Source organism: Microbacterium sp. AC215 (genome assembly GCF_979258645.1).
In genome coordinates this window covers 3,617,582-3,632,810 of the sequence record NZ_OZ409869.1, presented here as the reverse complement: position 1 = coordinate 3,632,810, position 15,229 = coordinate 3,617,582, and the positions used below count along the sequence as shown (strand labels likewise).

General features: G+C 67.2%; 13 protein-coding genes. 4 read left to right on the top strand and 9 right to left on the bottom strand.

Annotated features, from left to right (window positions below):
• Positions 1-103: 103 nt before the first annotated feature.
• Both ACZZZF_RS17735 and ACZZZF_RS17730 read right to left on the bottom strand, forming a co-directional pair.
• Positions 104-1,915: an ABC-F family ATP-binding cassette domain-containing protein gene (locus ACZZZF_RS17735; RefSeq protein WP_463499805.1), complete on the bottom strand. Its 1,812-nt coding sequence runs from the start codon at positions 1,913-1,915 to the stop codon at positions 104-106.
• Between the two features lie 64 nt (positions 1,916-1,979).
• Entirely contained in the window at positions 1,980-2,720 is a 741-nt protein-coding gene (locus ACZZZF_RS17730; protein WP_463499803.1) for an alpha/beta fold hydrolase, read from the bottom strand.
• 103 nt (positions 2,721-2,823) lie between these two features.
• Between ACZZZF_RS17730 and ACZZZF_RS17725 the strand changes: the two genes are divergently transcribed.
• The 4 genes from ACZZZF_RS17725 (at position 2,824) to ACZZZF_RS17710 (ending at position 6,813) form a co-directional block, all read left to right on the top strand.
• Positions 2,824-4,167, top strand: coding sequence for an HNH endonuclease signature motif containing protein (locus ACZZZF_RS17725; RefSeq protein WP_463499801.1), 1,344 nt, complete (start codon positions 2,824-2,826; stop codon positions 4,165-4,167).
• Positions 4,168-4,320: 153 nt separating this feature from the next.
• A complete protein-coding gene (locus ACZZZF_RS17720) occupies positions 4,321-4,842 on the top strand; it encodes a hypothetical protein (RefSeq protein WP_463499799.1) in 522 nt (173 codons plus the stop codon).
• Between the two features lie 98 nt (positions 4,843-4,940).
• Positions 4,941-5,681 (top strand): hypothetical protein, encoded by a 741-nt coding sequence (locus ACZZZF_RS17715; protein ID WP_463499798.1) that lies wholly within the window; start codon positions 4,941-4,943, stop codon positions 5,679-5,681.
• A 301-nt stretch (positions 5,682-5,982) separates the two neighbouring features.
• Entirely contained in the window at positions 5,983-6,813 is an 831-nt protein-coding gene (locus ACZZZF_RS17710) for a polyamine aminopropyltransferase (protein ID WP_463499796.1), read from the top strand.
• Between the two features lie 145 nt (positions 6,814-6,958).
• On the opposite strand, the gene ACZZZF_RS17705 is transcribed toward ACZZZF_RS17710, so the two are convergent.
• The 7 genes from ACZZZF_RS17705 to rsmA form a co-directional block, all read right to left on the bottom strand.
• Complete coding sequence (locus ACZZZF_RS17705) at positions 6,959-8,080, bottom strand: substrate-binding domain-containing protein (RefSeq protein ID WP_053097082.1); 1,122 nt, start codon at positions 8,078-8,080, stop codon at positions 6,959-6,961.
• Positions 8,081-8,140: 60 nt separating this feature from the next.
• Positions 8,141-9,499, bottom strand: a complete 1,359-nt coding sequence (gene mmsB / locus ACZZZF_RS17700; RefSeq protein WP_053097084.1) for a multiple monosaccharide ABC transporter permease — start codon at positions 9,497-9,499, stop codon at positions 8,141-8,143.
• A complete protein-coding gene (mmsA, locus tag ACZZZF_RS17695) occupies positions 9,496-11,016 on the bottom strand; it encodes a multiple monosaccharide ABC transporter ATP-binding protein (RefSeq protein WP_222839478.1) in 1,521 nt (506 codons plus the stop codon). Before mmsA ends, mmsB begins: the two co-directional genes overlap by 4 nt.
• Positions 11,017-11,171: 155 nt before the next feature.
• Positions 11,172-12,185 (bottom strand): LacI family DNA-binding transcriptional regulator, encoded by a 1,014-nt coding sequence (locus tag ACZZZF_RS17690; RefSeq protein ID WP_053097086.1) that lies wholly within the window; start codon positions 12,183-12,185, stop codon positions 11,172-11,174.
• Between the two features lie 100 nt (positions 12,186-12,285).
• Entirely contained in the window at positions 12,286-13,218 is a 933-nt protein-coding gene (locus tag ACZZZF_RS17685; protein WP_463499794.1) for a 4-(cytidine 5'-diphospho)-2-C-methyl-D-erythritol kinase, read from the bottom strand.
• A 13-nt stretch (positions 13,219-13,231) separates the two neighbouring features.
• Positions 13,232-14,299: an L-glyceraldehyde 3-phosphate reductase gene (gene mgrA, locus ACZZZF_RS17680; RefSeq protein WP_463499792.1), complete on the bottom strand. Its 1,068-nt coding sequence runs from the start codon at positions 14,297-14,299 to the stop codon at positions 13,232-13,234.
• A gap of 9 nt (positions 14,300-14,308) precedes the next feature.
• Positions 14,309-15,178: a 16S rRNA (adenine(1518)-N(6)/adenine(1519)-N(6))-dimethyltransferase RsmA gene (gene rsmA, locus ACZZZF_RS17675; protein WP_463499790.1), complete on the bottom strand. Its 870-nt coding sequence runs from the start codon at positions 15,176-15,178 to the stop codon at positions 14,309-14,311.
• Positions 15,179-15,229 lie beyond the last annotated feature (51 nt).

Sequence of the window (15,229 nt, the reverse complement as noted above, 5' to 3'; positions counted from 1 at the left end):
AGGATCAAGCTGTGCGATCCCGGCTGGCATCGAACCCCGCCCAGAGCACAGCGCATTCGACTGCCACCGTATTCCCGCGAGGGCGGAAGGGCCAGACCTCTCGTCAGTCGAGCTGTTCGGTCAGCTCGAACCAGCGGAGTTCGAGTTCCTCGATCTCGGCCTGCTGGTCGCTGATCGCCTTCATCTTGTCGCCGAGGCCGGCGAAGTCCGACTGGTCGTGATCCGCCAGAGCGGTCTTCGCCTTGTCGACCTGCTGCGTGAGCTTCTGGATGCGGCGCTCGAGCGACGAGACCTCTTTCTGGGCGGCGCGCAGTGCGGCACCGTCGAGGCTGGGGGCCTTCTTCTCAGTGTTGACGGCCGTCTGCGACCTGCCCGGTGCCGAGGTCTGCAACTGGCGCAGGCGCAGGTACTCGTCGACGCCGCCGGGCAGGTGCCGCAGGTGGCCGTCGAGGATCGCGAACTGCTGATCGGTGACGCGCTCGAGGAAGTACCGGTCGTGGCTGACCACCAGCAGGGTTCCCGACCACGAATCGAGCAGATCCTCGATGGCCGCGAGCATGTCGGTGTCCAGGTCGTTGGTGGGCTCGTCGAGGATCAGCACGTTGGGCTGGTCGAGGAGCACGAGAAGCAGTTGCAGGCGGCGCTGCTGACCTCCGGAGAGATCCTTCACGGGGGTGGAGAGCTGCGCCGAATCGAAGCCGAGCCGCTCGAGGAGCTGGCCCGGCGTGAGCTCCTGCGCCTTCGAGCCGGATCCCATCGTGTACGAGGTGCGCAGTCGCGAGATCACGACACGCACCGGCTCGCGTCGGACGTCCTCGAGTTCGTCGAGGCGCTGCGTGAGCGTCTTCACCTTCACGGTCGTGCCGCGCTTCACACGGCCGACCGTGGGCTCGACGGTGCCCGAGATCAGCCCGAGCAGCGTCGATTTGCCGGCGCCGTTCACACCGAGGATGCCGGTGCGCTCCCCCGGCGCGATGCGCCACTCGACGTCGCGGAGGACTTCGCGGGTGCCGCCGTCGGCGGTCGGATAGGTCACTCCGACGTCGAGCAGGTCGACGACGTCCTTGCCGAGACGAGAGACGGCGAGCGACTGCAGGGAGACCTTGTCGCGGATCTCCGGCACGTCGGCGATGAGCTCGTTGGCCGCATCGATGCGGAACTTCGGCTTCGCGGTTCGCGCGGGTGCGCCTCGACGGAGCCACGCGAGCTCCTTCTTGGCGAGGTTCTGACGCTTGGCCTCTGTCGCCGCCGCCATGCGGTCGCGCTCGACCCGCTGCAGGATGTACGCCGCATAGCCGCCCTCGAAGGGCTCGACGATGCGGTCGTGCACCTCCCAGGTCTCGGTGCAGATCTCGTCGAGGAACCACCGGTCGTGAGTCACGACCATGAGCGCTCCGGAGTTCGGGCTCCACCGCTTCTTGAGGTGTCCGGCGAGCCAGGTGATGGCCTCGACGTCGAGGTGGTTGGTGGGCTCGTCGAGGGCGATGACGTCCCAGTCCCCCGTCAGCAGCTTGGCGAGTGACACGCGTCGGCGCTGGCCTCCGCTGAGGGAGCCGATCTCCGCATCCCAGGGCAGGTCCTTCAGCAGTCCCTCGATCACGTCGCGGATGCGCGGGTCGCCGGCCCACTCGTACTCCGGGGTGTCACCGACGACCGCCGCGCTGATGGTCAGGTCGTCGCTGAGGGTGTCGGCCTGGTCGAGGACGCCGATGGTCGTGCCGCCTCGCACCGTGACGCGGCCCGAGTTCGGCTCCTTGATGCCGGCGAGCATTCCGAGGAGGCTCGACTTGCCGTCGCCGTTGCGGCCGACGATGCCGATGCGGTCACCTTCTTCGATGCCGAGGGTCACGGAGTCGAAGACGACCCTCGTCGGATATTCGAGATGAAGGGCTTCTGCCCCGAGAAGATGTGCCATGTCACTCCCCAGGGTAGTCGCGCGGTCTGCGTGGCCCGGTCAGCCTCCTGTCACGGCTGCCTCGTCATCCGGCACCCTGCGCACGAGCGCGCCGGCCGAACAGCTCCGGGAGCGACGCCGTGAACTCCTCGAAGTGGCTGTACCAGACAGTGTGCGCGGCTCCGGGGATGCTGCGCACGTCGATGCCGTTCGCCTCGAACCGGGCGACGTCGGCGGCGGTCACCCAGTCGCTCGGGTCGGCGCGGACGATGATCGACCCCGGGTCGGGAAGCCACATGTGATCGCGGCCGCAGGAGACGGATGCCATCGTCGTCGGGTCGAAGCGGCGGGCGGCGAGTGCCTCGATCTCGGCATCCCTCTCCGAGTAGAACGGACGCGAGGCACGGAGGTTCTCCGGCGACTGTCGAGCTTCGCGATCGCGAACGTACCGCTCGATGAGATCGTCACGGTCGCTGCCGCCGGGGAGGACGAGTGCGGCATCGACATAGATGCCCGGTTCAGGTCGGAGCAACGGGGCCGCCTGTGCGAGCACGCTCGCCCCGTAGGAGTGCCCGACGGCCGCGAGCGGCCGTCCCGGGGCGAGACTTCGGACGGTCTCGACCACCGACGATGCAGCCTGCTCGATCGTCAGACGCGGGTCTCGCGGTGACAGACCGTGACCGGGGAGATCGATTGCCAGCACACGGAAGCCCTGAGCAGCGAGCACCGGCATCACACGCCACCAGCTGTCGGCCGAGCCCATCATCCCGTGGAGCAGAACCACCGTACGAGGGCCGTCGCCGACGTCGACGGCGTGAAGGAGCATGACGTCAGTGTCGCATGAGTCACCCCTCTTCCGGGATCATGTCGATTCGGGAATGTATCGAATCTTCGTTCGAATGTCGGTGGTCCGTGATCTACTCGGAGACATGACAGCACTGCTCGACGCGACGGACACGCAGATCGCGAATCTCGCCGATCTCGTCGCCGCGTTGCAAGTCGCAGAGGCGACAGTGAGCAGCATGAGCGCCGCGCGCGACGGGCTGCTGGCGATCGCCAGTCGGCTCGCGGTCGACATCGCGAAGCAGGGTGATCACCCGGACCGGGGAGACCATTCGATCAGGACCATCGCGGCCGAGATCGGAGCCGTGCAGCATGTCAGCGATCGCACCATCGAGCGCCGGATGGCGGCGGCGGAGCTGCTGGTCGATCGGTTCCCCGCCGTCTGGGCCGCACAGGGAGCGGGGCGGATCAGCGCCGCGCACTCCCGTGTCATCGTCGACGTAGGTTCGGGCCTCGAGTCGCCCGATCACCGCGAGGCATATTCCGCGGTGATCCTTCCGCTGGCGGAGGTGGAATCGCCGAACCGACTGCGCGCGCTGGCGCGCCGTGTGGCCGAGCGCTTCGCTCCGACGACAGTGTCGGAGCGGCATCGTCGCGCCAGATCTCAGCGGCGAGTCTGGGCGACGGATGGCGAAGACGGGATGGCGGCGCTGCACACGCACGCGCCTGCCGCGCTCGTCCACGGCATGTTCGACCGTCTCTCGCAGATGGCGCACGCACTGCGCGTCGAGAACCTTCGCGCGAAGCGGCGGGCGGCTCGAGACGGCGATGAGTTCGAGGCGGATGATCGGACGGTCGACGAGATCCGCGCCGACCTGCTCGCCGACCTCGTGCTCAGCGGCCAGCCGACCGGGCACGACAGCGAAGACGGACTGCTGGCGGCCATCAGTGCGCGCATTGAGATCACCGTTCCGGTGACGACCCTGATGGACGACGATGCGCACGAGGGGTCGGGTGCTCCGGATGCCGAGGCGGCGCCGCCCGCCGAGCTCGACGGCGTGATTCCGATCGACGTCGATACTGCGCGCCGATTGGCCGGGCAGACGAAGGGATGGGAACGGGTGCTGACGCATCCGATCACCGGTCATGTCCTCGCCGTCGACCGATACCGACCGAGCCGTCACTTGCGCAGGCACCTGCGGGCAAGATACCAGCGATGTCGATTCCCAGCGTGCGGAGTGGCGGCGCGGAAATGCGACCTCGACCACAACCATGCTGCCTCGACGGGTGGCGCGACCTGCGAATCGAATCTGGCATCGTTCTGTCGCCGACATCACGTTCTGAAACATCACACGCCATGGCACGTCGAGCAGAAGCCCGGCGGGGTCATGGAGTGGACGAGTCCCATCGGGCGGACGTACATCGACACTCCCCCTGCACCGAACACGGTGATCTTCACCGAATCGGATGCCGTGCGCGCGCCGTTCTGAGCGGAGACGTTCGCGCTGGCGCGGACCTGTGGAGAAACGCGACGCGAGCCTGGCCGATTTCACTACGGTGGCGCGGTGACTCCTCCTCCATTGCGCCCCTTGTCCGTTCTTGCGATTCGTCACGGCAGAGGCGGTGGTGCGGCAGTTCCACGGATGGGCGCGCGCATAGTTGCTGTCGCCGTAGTGGCGTTGGGGGTTGGCGCTCTCGCGGGATGCACCACTGAACCGGAGCCCGCCCCTACGCCCACCGCGGCCTTCGCCAACGAGGAGGAGGCGTTCGCTGCGGCGGAGAAGGTGTACCGGGCGTACAACGAGGCGGGTAATGCCAGGAATCGGGGCGAGGCCGAGCCCGACCCGCAGGAGTTTCTTGAAGGAGTGGCGCTTGAGAATGACATCGACGCGCAGAACTCGTTCCGCGAGTGGGGACTAAGCGCCGATGGAGAGGCTAGCGTCGCTCTGTTTCTCGGCACTAACGCGGATGTCGACGGCCGCATCGCGGACGTGACGGGCTACGTATGCATCGACGTGTCCGAGCTCCGCGTCCTGAACACAGATGGCGTGGATGTCACCCCCGCAGGTCGCGGCGATGTTGTTTCTCAACTCGTCCAGTTCACGGGGGACCGCGCGAGTCTCAGAATCAGTCTCGAGAGCTCGGCAGACGAGAACTCATGTTGAGCAAGATCGCCATTGGGGCGTTGGCTCTAGGCCTGCTCATCTCGCTCCCGCTGAGCGCAGAAGGCGCGTCAACGGGCTGCGCCAGCACTGCAGAGAAAATGGGACTCTGCGGCTCGACGGATGGTTCCTCCCTCACCATCTCCGGCACCCAGCAGCAGCCGAGCACTGATCCCGGCACCGACTCGAATTGGAGTGATGGCGGTCCGGGCGACGGCACGGGTCCGGGTGAACCGTCGGGTCCGAGCCAGGAGGCGATCGACCTCGCGGCATGCATGGACGACTCGGGCACCACGCGCTGTGCGCCGCGCCCGAACCGGCCCGCTCCCCCGGCCTCCGCTGCGTCGACGCCGGGCGCGCCGACGATCACCATCTCCGACCTGGCGCGATTCGCACCGGCATCAATCCGCGCGACCGCCGAACCCGGCAACGTCGGGATCGCCGGGATGCCGACGAACTTCACGGCCGCAGCATCCACGCAGATCCAAGACGGCGAGCTGTTCGGCGTGCCACTGCGCGTGCGATTTGTCCCGGCCGGATACGACTACACGTACGGCGACGGCAGCTCCGCGACAGTGACGACACCTGGGCAGACCTGGGAGGCGCTCGGTCAGGCGCAGTTCACGCCGACCCCGACCAGCCACGTCTACCGCGAACCCGGCGTGTACCCGGCCCGCGTGGACATCCGATTCACCGCGCAGGTGGACCTCGGCGGCGGATGGATCGACATTCCCGGGCAGCTCACGACCAGCGGCGCCACGCAGGAGATCCGCATCCTCGAGGCCCGCACCGCGCTCGTCGCCCACACCTGCCACGAGAACCCGGCCGGCGTCGGCTGCTGAAGAACGCACCACAGCAGCACGACAACAAGAAGAGCCGCCGGCCCCGAAGGTCCGAGCGGCCCTCTTCTGCCAGATGGCTGATCGCTTTCTCGTACGACTCGTACGATCTCGAGGAGGCTCGGCCTTCCGAGAGCGAGTTCGCCTACGGCGCTCTGCTCCTCCAGAGGCAGCCGCCGACCGATCCCCTCCGGCTTAAACTAGACAGGTGCCATGGAGTCGCCGGGTGTTCTCGCTCTCACTAGCCAATCGCACGGCAAAGCTGGTGCAGTCGAGAAGGCGCCCCGGTCGCTTCGAGCTCAGCGTGGATGGAATTGCGCAGTCCGTCGTCTCGATGACCGAGCCGACCGCCCTCGAGTACAGCTACACCCAACACATCGCCCGCGCAATGGATGCCGCCGCCGAGCCTGATGCGCCGCTGTTCACCGTGCATCTGGGGGCCGGAGCACTCACGCTGGCACGCTACGTCCAGGCGACGCGCGCCGGATCACCTCAGCTGGTGGTGGAGTTCGAACCCGCGCTCTATGCCGCCGTCATCGACGCGCTGCCGTTGCCTCCCGGGTCTGACATACGAGTCATCCTCGGTGACGCTCGAACGGTCGCGGACGCCGCTTTTCCGAATGAGAAGACATCGCCGGTGCAGTCACCTCCGTCCCCCGGACTTGACGACGCCGCGAGTTATCGCACCGCAATCGACACCGATTGGGTGGAGGCGTGCTTCACCGTCGTCGATCTCTGGGATGCCGCCGTCATCCGGCATCGTGTGGCCAGCCAGGAGTTCTATCGTCGGGTCGCCGCGCGCTCCGCAGCAGCGGGCGTGGTCGCCGTGAACCTGCTCGACGGGCATCCGTTCGAATACTCACGACGACAGGCCGCGACCCTGAGCACCGTGTTCGAGCACGTCGCTGTCGTGCTCGACGCAGAGCCGGAAGATGCGGAAGGGCCACTCGGCAACGTCGTCATTTTCGCGAGCGATGAGCCGCTGGACAAGGTCGCCGCCTCTGTTTTGCTCGACACACCGCGGCCTCATCTCCTCCGCGATGGCCCTCTGACGTCGTGGATCGCTGAAGCGCGCATCATGACAGATGCCGACGGCACAGACTCTCCCGATCCCGACGACCCCGTCTGGGGCTAGCGCCGTGTGCGGACGTCCTCCGACAGGACGTCCACTTTCCGCCAGCGGCTCGCCCGCGCGCGGTGTGGAAAGTCGACCCGACATGGCGAAGAGCCGCCCGGACCCGAAGGTCCGGACGGCTCGTCTGCGGTGAGTGCGATGTCGCTTACTGGTACGACTTCACGATCTCGAGGAGGCTCGGAACGTTGGCGTACGCCTCAGCAGCGTTCTCCTTGGTGACGATGATCGGGTCGAGCAGGTACGCCGGAACGACCTTGGCGCCGTTGTCGTACGACTCCTCGTCGTTGACATCGACGGTCTCGCCCTTCTGCAGCTGGCCGACCATCTTGATCGACTGCTCGACGAGCAGTGCGGTGTCCTTGTTGATCGTGGAGTACTGGATGCCCTCCATGATCGACTTCACCGACTCGACTTCGGAGTCCTGACCCGTGACGACCGGAACCGGCTTGCCGGCCTGCTGCACCGAGGTGATGATGGCGCGAGCAAGGGTGTCGTTCGGCGACAGCACGCCGTCGACCACGGTGTCACCGCTGTACGACGAGGTGAGCAGCGTGTCCATACGGTTCTGCGCGTTCTCCGGAAGCCATCCCTCGGTCGCGGTCTGCGCGATCTCGGTCTGCTTCGACACGACCACCAGGTTGCCGTTGTCGATCTCCGGCTGGAGCACGTCCATGGCGCCGTCGAAGAAGACCTTCGAGTTGGCGTCATCCGGCGAGCCGGAGAAGAGCTCGATGTTGTACGGAGCCTCGTGGCCCGCACGCTCGGCGAGACCGTCGAGCAGGGCCTGGCCCTGCAGCTGGCCGACCTTGAAGTTGTCGAACGCGACGTAGTAGTCGACTGCCTCGGTGTTCTCGATGAGACGGTCGTACGCGATCACGTACGCGCCGGCATCCTTGGCCGCCTGCACCTGGGTGGCGAGCTGCTTGCCATCCTTCGCGCCGATGATGATGACCTTGGCGCCGTTGGTGACCATGGCCTGGATCTGGTTCTGCTGCTCGGCGACCGTGTTGCTCGCCGGAGCGTACTGCACGTCTGCCTTGAAGCCGGCCTCTTCCAGGCCGTCCGTGAAGAGCTGACCCGCGAGGACCCAGTTCTCACTGGTCTTGTCGGGAAGGGCGACGCCGATCGAGGAGTCGGCGGCGAAGCCTGCTTCGGCCTCTTCGCCGGATCCCGTGTCGGTTCCGCCGCCGCGCTCACCGGAGCAGCCCGTGAGTGCGAAGGCAGCCGTCGCGACGAGCGCTGTCGCTGTGACGATGATCTTCTTCATGTGATCTCTTTCTGTGTGATGTGACGGATTCTGCGTGCGAGCACTGCGCGGAGAGTCCGCTTACTCGGCCCTCGTCTTATCGACGGGAGGGGCTTGGTAAGTCCTGTTGGGTTCGAAGGTCGCGGTGGCCTCCGGGTCGCTCCTGCGGCCCGACCGGCGGGTCAGGAGACCGATGAGCGACGGACGGCCCTGCTGCTTGTTCCAGACGTCGATGCCGACCGCGAGCAGGAGCACGAGGCCCTTGATCATCGAGACGACGTCGGCACCCTGGCCGAGCAGAGCGAGACCGTTGTTGAGGAACGCCATGACCAGACCACCGATGATCGAGCCGATCACGGTACCGATACCACCGGCGACCGCAGCACCACCGATGAACACCGACGCGATCGCGTCGAGCTCCCAGCCGGTGCCGTCGTTCGGTCCGGATGCCTGCGAACGGGCGACGAAGATCATGCCGGCGAGTGCGGCCATCATCGACATGTTCATCATGACGAAGAAGTCGACCCAGCGGTCCTTCACGCCGGAGAGGCGTGCGGCCTGGCGGTTGCCACCCACGGCGTAGATGTGGCGACCGAAGACGGTGTTCCGCGTGATGAACGAGTAGATGATCACGAGGGCGAGCAGGATCAGCCCCGGAACCGGGAAGCTCGTGCCGGGGCGACCCGTCGCGAACATCCACGCAGCGGCGAGCACGACGACCGAGAGCAGCACGACCTTGACGACGCTGACCCAGAGGGGCGCACTGTCGGAGCCCATCTTGTGCTGCTGGCGACGGGTGCGGATCTCCCAGAAGACCAGCCACGCCACCGCGACCAGCGCGAGGATCATGGTCGGCACGTTGAAGTCCAGCGGGAGCCCGACCTCAGGAAGGTAGCCGGTGCCGATCACCTGGAAGCCCTTGGGCACCGGGATCGTCTGAGCGTCACCGATCCACTGCTGCGCGCCACGGAAGAAGAGCATGCCGGCGAGCGTCACGATGAACGCGGGCACCCCGACGTAGGCGACCCAGAACCCCTGCCAGGCGCCCACCAGGGCACCGACGCCGAGGCCGAGCAGGATCGCCAGCGGCCAAGGGAGGTTCCAGTCGGCCATCGACTTCGCGACGATGATGCCGGTGAAGGCCGCCACGGAGCCGACCGACAGGTCGATGTGCCCCATGATGATGACCATCACCATGCCGATCGCGAGGATCAGGATGAACGAGTACTGGTTGATGACGTTGATCAGGTTGCCCGACGTCAGCGTCGCGCCGTTCGGTCCGTTGCGCAGCAGCGTCAGCACCTCGAAGAGGACGATGATGACGATGAGGCTGCCCAGGATGCCGAACTGGCGCAGTGACGAGGTGCCGTTGCTTCCGAACATCTTGCGGATGTCGCCGAAGTGGAAGCCGCGCTTCGTTGTCGTGAGGTCGGTGGTCATGCGGATGCTTTCTGAGTCGCGGAGGTCATGCTGCGCATGAGAGCCTCGGGTGTCGCCTGGTCGGCCGGGATGCAGTCGGTGACCCGACCTTCGAAGACTGTGTAGATGCGGTCCGAGATGCCGAGCAGCTCGGGCAGCTCGCTGGAGATGACGATGACGCCCTTGCCCTGGGAGGCGAGCTCGTTGATGATCGCGTAGATCTCGTACTTCGCGCCGACGTCGATGCCGCGCGTGGGCTCATCGAGGATCAGCAGGTCGGGGTCGGTGAACATCCACCGGGCCAGCACGACCTTCTGCTGGTTTCCTCCCGAGAGCTTGCCGACGCCCTCTTCGACGCTGGGCGTCTTGATGCGCAGCGCCTTGCGGTAGCGCTCGGCGACCGAGTACTCCTCGCGCTCGTCGACGACGCCGCGCTTCGAGATCTTCGACAGCTTCGCCGCCACGACAGACCGCTTGATGGTGTCGAGCAGGTTGAGGCCCAGCACCTTGCGGTCCTCGCTGACGTACGCGAGTCCGTGCTTGATCGCCGAGGAGACGTCGGGGATGGTGATCTCCTGGCCGTCCTTGACGATCTGTCCGCCGAGGAACGTGCCGTAGGAGCGACCGAAGATGCTCATCATGAACTCGGTGCGACCCGCGCCCATCAGACCGGCGATGCCGACGACCTCGCCACGACGCACGTTGAGGTTCGACCCCTTGACGACCATCCGCTCGGACACGGTCGGGTGCTGCACCCACCAGTCCTTGACCTCGAAGAACACGTCGCCGATCTCGGGGGTGCGGTCGGGGTAGCGGCTCTCGAGCGAGCGGCCGACCATGCCGCGGATGATGCGGTCCTCGTTGATCTCGCCGCGCGAGATGTCGAGCGTCTCGACCGTGCGACCGTCGCGGATGATCGTGATCTCGTCGGCGATCTGCTCGATCTCGTTGAGCTTGTGGCTGATCATGATCGACGCGATGCCCTTGGCCTTCAGACCCAGGATCAGGTCGAGGAGGTGCTGCGAGTCGTTCTCGTTCAGTGCCGCGGTGGGCTCGTCGAGGATGAGGAGCTTGACGTCCTTGTTGAGGGCCTTCGCGATCTCGATCAGCTGCTGCTTTCCGACACCGAGCGTCTTGATGGCGACGTCGGGGTCTTCGCGCAGGCCGACGCGGGCCAGCAGCTCGACCGTGCGCTGACGCTGGGCGCGCCAGTCGATCGCGCCGAAATGGCGGATCTCGTTGCCGAGGAAGATGTTCTCGGTGATCGAGAGCTCAGGGATCAGCGCGAGCTCCTGGTGGATGATCGCGATCCCGGCCTGCTCGCTCGCCGCGATGTCGCGGTAGCGCTGCTCCTCGCCGTAGAGCAGGATCTCCCCCTCGTACGTGCCGTAGGGGTACACGCCGGAGAGGACCTTCATCAGGGTCGACTTCCCGGCGCCGTTCTCGCCGCAGATCGCATGGATCTCTCCGGCCCGGACGGTGATGGACACGTCGGACAGCGCCTTGACACCCGGGAACTCCTTGGTGATGCTGCGCATCTCCAGGATGGGGCCTGACACGACCGGCAACGTTGCTGTGGTGCTCACAAGATCTTCCTCGCGACGGGCGGTCACCTTCGATGTGACCGTTCACATTGGATTACATAGTCTACGCTCGCTGAGACGGTGTCAAGACCACTCGCGAAAATGTGGCCTTATCGAGGCGCGGACGATTCCCGCGTTCGAAGGGTCGTCTGCAGGGGCCCGAACTGCGGCACCTGCTCACCACGGATCTGCGCGAGCAGGATGCGCACGGCGCGGCGACCCAGCTCGGGGAAGTCCTGATGCACCGTGCTCAGCGTCGGTGCGACATGCGCCGCGACCGGGATGTCGTCGAACCCGACGACGCTCACGTCCTCGGGCACGCGGATGCCGGCATCCCTGAACCCGTGCAGCAGCCCGATCGCCATCTGGTCGTTCGCGACGAACACGGCCGTGAAGTCACGCCGTCGGGCGAGCTCCTGCCCCGCGAAATAGCCGAAGTCGGCCGTCCAGTCTCCGCGGATCGGCGGGAAGGTGGGCAGATCGGCCTCCCGCAGAGCATCGAGGTATCCGCGCATGCGCGACTCGGCCTCGATCCAGTCCTGCGGCCCGGCGATGTGGATGATGTCGCTGTGCCCGAGCCCGATCAGATGCTCGGTGGCGGTGCGCGCGCCCGCGACCTGGTCGGCCGACAGGGTCACCCCGTCGGAGCCGGAGGCCGTCTGCAGCGAGACGAACGGCATCTCGACCGCCATGCCCTTCAGCACATGGAACGCCCGGACCTGCGGGGCGAGCACCACGATGCCGTCGACCTGCTCGCGCGCCAGCTGCCGCAGGGCGTTGCCGATCGCCTCGGGGGTCGTGGCCGAGAGGTTCAGGGTCGAGACCGAGTACCCCTCCTCGCGAGCGGCGTCCTCGATGCCGACGATCGACGACGTCGGTCCGAACTCCCCCACCGTGGCCGAGAGGATGCCGAGCATGTTGGACTTGCTCGTCACGAGCGCCCGCGCCGCGAGGTTGGGGCGGTAGTCCAGCACGGCGATGGCGTCGAGGACTTTCGCCTTCGTCTCGGGACGGATGCTGGGGTGGTCGTTCAGCACCCGCGACACGGTCTGGTGCGACACCCCCGCGAGTCTCGCGACGTCGCGGATGCTCGGCATCCGGGCACGCTCGGAGGCAGTCGACATCACAGACCTCCTTGTATGTGCACGGTCACATCGTCTCTTCATTATGTATGCCAGGCGCGCGGAGCGCACCTCGCCGAGGCGAGGATGCGGGCGGGCCGGGTCAGGCGAGGATGCGCGCGCCGGGCACAGGCCCGTGCACGTGCAGCGACTCGAGTCCGTGCTCACGCAGCAGCGACTGGACCTCCTGCGCACCCGCGGGGCTCGGGCAGAGGAGAGCGACGGTGGGTCCCGAACCCGACACGATGCCCTGCAGAGCGCCGGCGTGGATGCCGCGCAGGATCGTGGTCTCCAGCTCGGGCCGCTCGTACAGGGCGGCCTCCTGCAGGTCGTTGTAGATGCTCTCGGACAGCAGCTCGGGATCGCCGGAACGCAGCGCCTGCAGCACGGGAGCCGGCACCTCGAGCGACAGCGGCGGATCGTCGGCGAGAGAGCCCTCAGCGTCTCGCAGCGCATCGAGTCGCGCATACACGACGGGCGTGGACAGCCCGTCATCGCTCGGGACGAGCACCCAGTCGAACCGCCCCCTCGCCAGCGCGGGATTCAGGTGATCTCCTCGGCCGGTTCCGACAGCGGTGCCGCCGTGCAACGCGAACGGGACGTCCGCGCCGAGGCGGGCGGCCAGCTCATGCAGGCGGGCGGTCGAGAACCCGGTGCCCCACAGTGCGTCGCACGCGACGAGAGCGGCCGCGGCATCCGCCGACCCGCCGCCCATGCCTCCGGCGACAGGCACGCTCTTGCGGATCTCCAGCGCCACCCCTCCGTCGTACTCGGCGGCGGTCGCGAGCAGCTTGGCGGCGCGCATCGCGAGGTTGCGATCGTCCAGCGGCACGGTGTCGGGGTCGTCGACGCCCGAGACGGTGATCGAGAAGTCATCGGCGTGCCGGGCGATCACGTCCTCATAGAGCGAGACCGCCTGGAACACGGTGGCCAGCGCGTGATACCCGTCGTCGTGGCGGCCGCCCACACCGAGATAGACGTTGATCTTGCCGGGCGCGCGCACGTGCACGGAGTCGACGGGGGCGGCGAAGCTCATGTCGGTGTTCCCGTCACAGCTCCGTCGACGTCGCCCACAGGTCGACGTCGATGGCACCGGCCGCCTCGTCGATGCGGCCGAGCTCGTCGTCGGTGAATGACGGACCGTTGACGGCGGCGATGTTCTCGTCGAGCTGCTCGGGACGCGATGCCCCGACCAGCGCGGAGGCGACGACCGGGTTGCGCAGCGTCCATTGGATCGCCATCTGCGCCAGGGACTGCCCGCGCTGCTCGGCGATGGCGTTGAGCGAGCGGAGGGTCTGCACGGCGGCATCCGACAGCGGCGCATCCGGCAGCGAACCGCGCTTCTGCGCACGGGCGGCCGTGCCGTCGCCGAGGTACTTGTCGGTGAGGAGCCCCTGCGCGAGAGGTGTGAACGCGATCGCACCGACGCCGGACTGCTCGAGGGTGTCGGTGAGGCCGTCTTCGACCCAGCGGTTGAGGATCGAGTAGGCGGGCTGGTGGATGACGAGCGGGGTGCCGAGGTCGGTGGCGACGGCGACGGCCTCGGCCGTGCGCTCGGCGCTGTACGACGAGATGCCGACGTAGAGGGCCTTGCCCTGGCGCACGAGCGTGTCGAGCGCCCCGATCGTCTCGGCGACCGGCGTCACGGGATCGGCGCGGTGCGAGTAGAAGATGTCGACGTGGTCGAGGCCCATGCGGGTCAGCGACTGCTCGGCGCTCGCGAGGATGTACTTGCGGCTGCCGAAGTCGCCGTACGGACCCGGCCACATGTCCCAGCCCGCCTTCGACGAGATGATCAGCTCGTCGCGGTAGGGGCGGAAGTCCTCGGCGAAGATGCGGCCGAAGTTCTTCTCGGCCGAGCCGTAGGGCGGGCCGTAGTTGTTCGCGAGATCGAAGTGCGTGATGCCGCGGTCGAAGGCGTGACGCAGCAGCGCGCGCTGGTTGTCGAGCGGGATGTTGTCGCCGAAGTTCCACCACAGGCCCAGCGAGATGGGCGGCAGGAACAGCCCCGAGGTGCCCACCTGGCGGTACTCGAACTGCTGGTAGCGGCTCTCGTCGGCGGCGTACGGCCGGTGCAGCTCGGGGATGTTCGGACGGAAGCGAGGAGAGTCGGTCACGGTGCCAGATTAGCCGGTGACGGCGGCGTCTTCGATCTGCGCGACATGCTGAGCGACACGATGGTAGTCCTCGACCGTGAGATCCTCCCCGCGAGCGGTGGGGGCGACTCCGGCCGCGATCAGCACTTCGGATGCCGCGGCGGAGCTGCCGAAGAGTCCGGACAGCGCCTGACGCAGCATCTTGCGTCGCTGGTTGAAGGCGGCATCCACGATCTGGAACGTGCGACGGCGCTCGTCCTCGGGGCCGCGCTCGCCCTCCGACCGGTCGAACCCGACGAGCAGGCTGTCGACGTTCGGGACCGGCCAGAAGACCTGACGGGAGACCGTGCCCGAGAGCTTCCATTCGCCGTACCAGGCGGCCTTGACGCTCGGCGAACCGTAGATCTTCGACCCGGGCTTCGCGGCGAGACGCTCGGCGACCTCGGCCTGCACCATCACGACGCCGCGCTTCAGGTAGGAGAAGTTCTCGAGGAAGTGCAGCAGCACGGGGACCGAGACGTTGTAGGGCAGGTTCGCGACGAGCACGGTCGGCTCGCCCGGCAGCTCCGTGATGCGCAGCGCGTCGGCATCGACGACCGTGAGCATGTCGGCGGGAACGCCGTGCTCCTCGGCGGTCTGGGCGAGCCGGGCGGCGAGCCGGTGATCGATCTCGACAGCGGTGACGGATGCGCCGGCCTCGAGGATCGCAAGGGTGAGGGAGCCGAGCCCCGGGCCCACCTCGACGACCCGCTCCCCCGGCTGGACCCGGGCGGCGTGCACGATCTTGCGCACGGTGTTCGCGTCGACGACGAAGTTCTGTCCGAGCTTCTTGGTCGGGGTGACGTCGAGCTCAGCGGCGAGGCGGCGGATCTCGGTGGCGCCGAGCAGGGTGACTGTCATTGCTCCATTGTCCCCCACCCCCGCCGGTGTCCGAGCCGCCCAGTAGTCTGC

Bases quoted from the DNA above. Each gene is read 5' to 3' on its own strand.
- ACZZZF_RS17735 (WP_463499805.1), bottom strand. From the start codon at position 1,915: ATGGCACATCTTCTCGGGGCAGAAGCCCTTCATCTCGAATATCCGACG.
- ACZZZF_RS17730 (WP_463499803.1), bottom strand. From the start codon at position 2,720: ATGCTCCTTCACGCCGTCGACGTCGGCGACGGCCCTCGTACGGTGGTT.
- ACZZZF_RS17725 (WP_463499801.1), top strand. From the start codon at position 2,824: ATGACAGCACTGCTCGACGCGACGGACACGCAGATCGCGAATCTCGCC.
- ACZZZF_RS17720 (WP_463499799.1), top strand. From the start codon at position 4,321: ATGGGCGCGCGCATAGTTGCTGTCGCCGTAGTGGCGTTGGGGGTTGGC.
- ACZZZF_RS17715 (WP_463499798.1), top strand. From the start codon at position 4,941: ATGGGACTCTGCGGCTCGACGGATGGTTCCTCCCTCACCATCTCCGGC.
- ACZZZF_RS17705 (WP_053097082.1), bottom strand. From the start codon at position 8,080: ATGAAGAAGATCATCGTCACAGCGACAGCGCTCGTCGCGACGGCTGCC.
- mmsB (WP_053097084.1), bottom strand. From the start codon at position 9,499: ATGACCACCGACCTCACGACAACGAAGCGCGGCTTCCACTTCGGCGAC.
- mmsA (WP_222839478.1), bottom strand. From the start codon at position 11,016: ATGCGCAGCATCACCAAGGAGTTCCCGGGTGTCAAGGCGCTGTCCGAC.
- ACZZZF_RS17690 (WP_053097086.1), bottom strand. From the start codon at position 12,185: ATGTCGACTGCCTCCGAGCGTGCCCGGATGCCGAGCATCCGCGACGTC.
- ACZZZF_RS17685 (WP_463499794.1), bottom strand. From the start codon at position 13,218: ATGAGCTTCGCCGCCCCCGTCGACTCCGTGCACGTGCGCGCGCCCGGC.
- rsmA (WP_463499790.1), bottom strand. From the start codon at position 15,178: ATGACAGTCACCCTGCTCGGCGCCACCGAGATCCGCCGCCTCGCCGCT.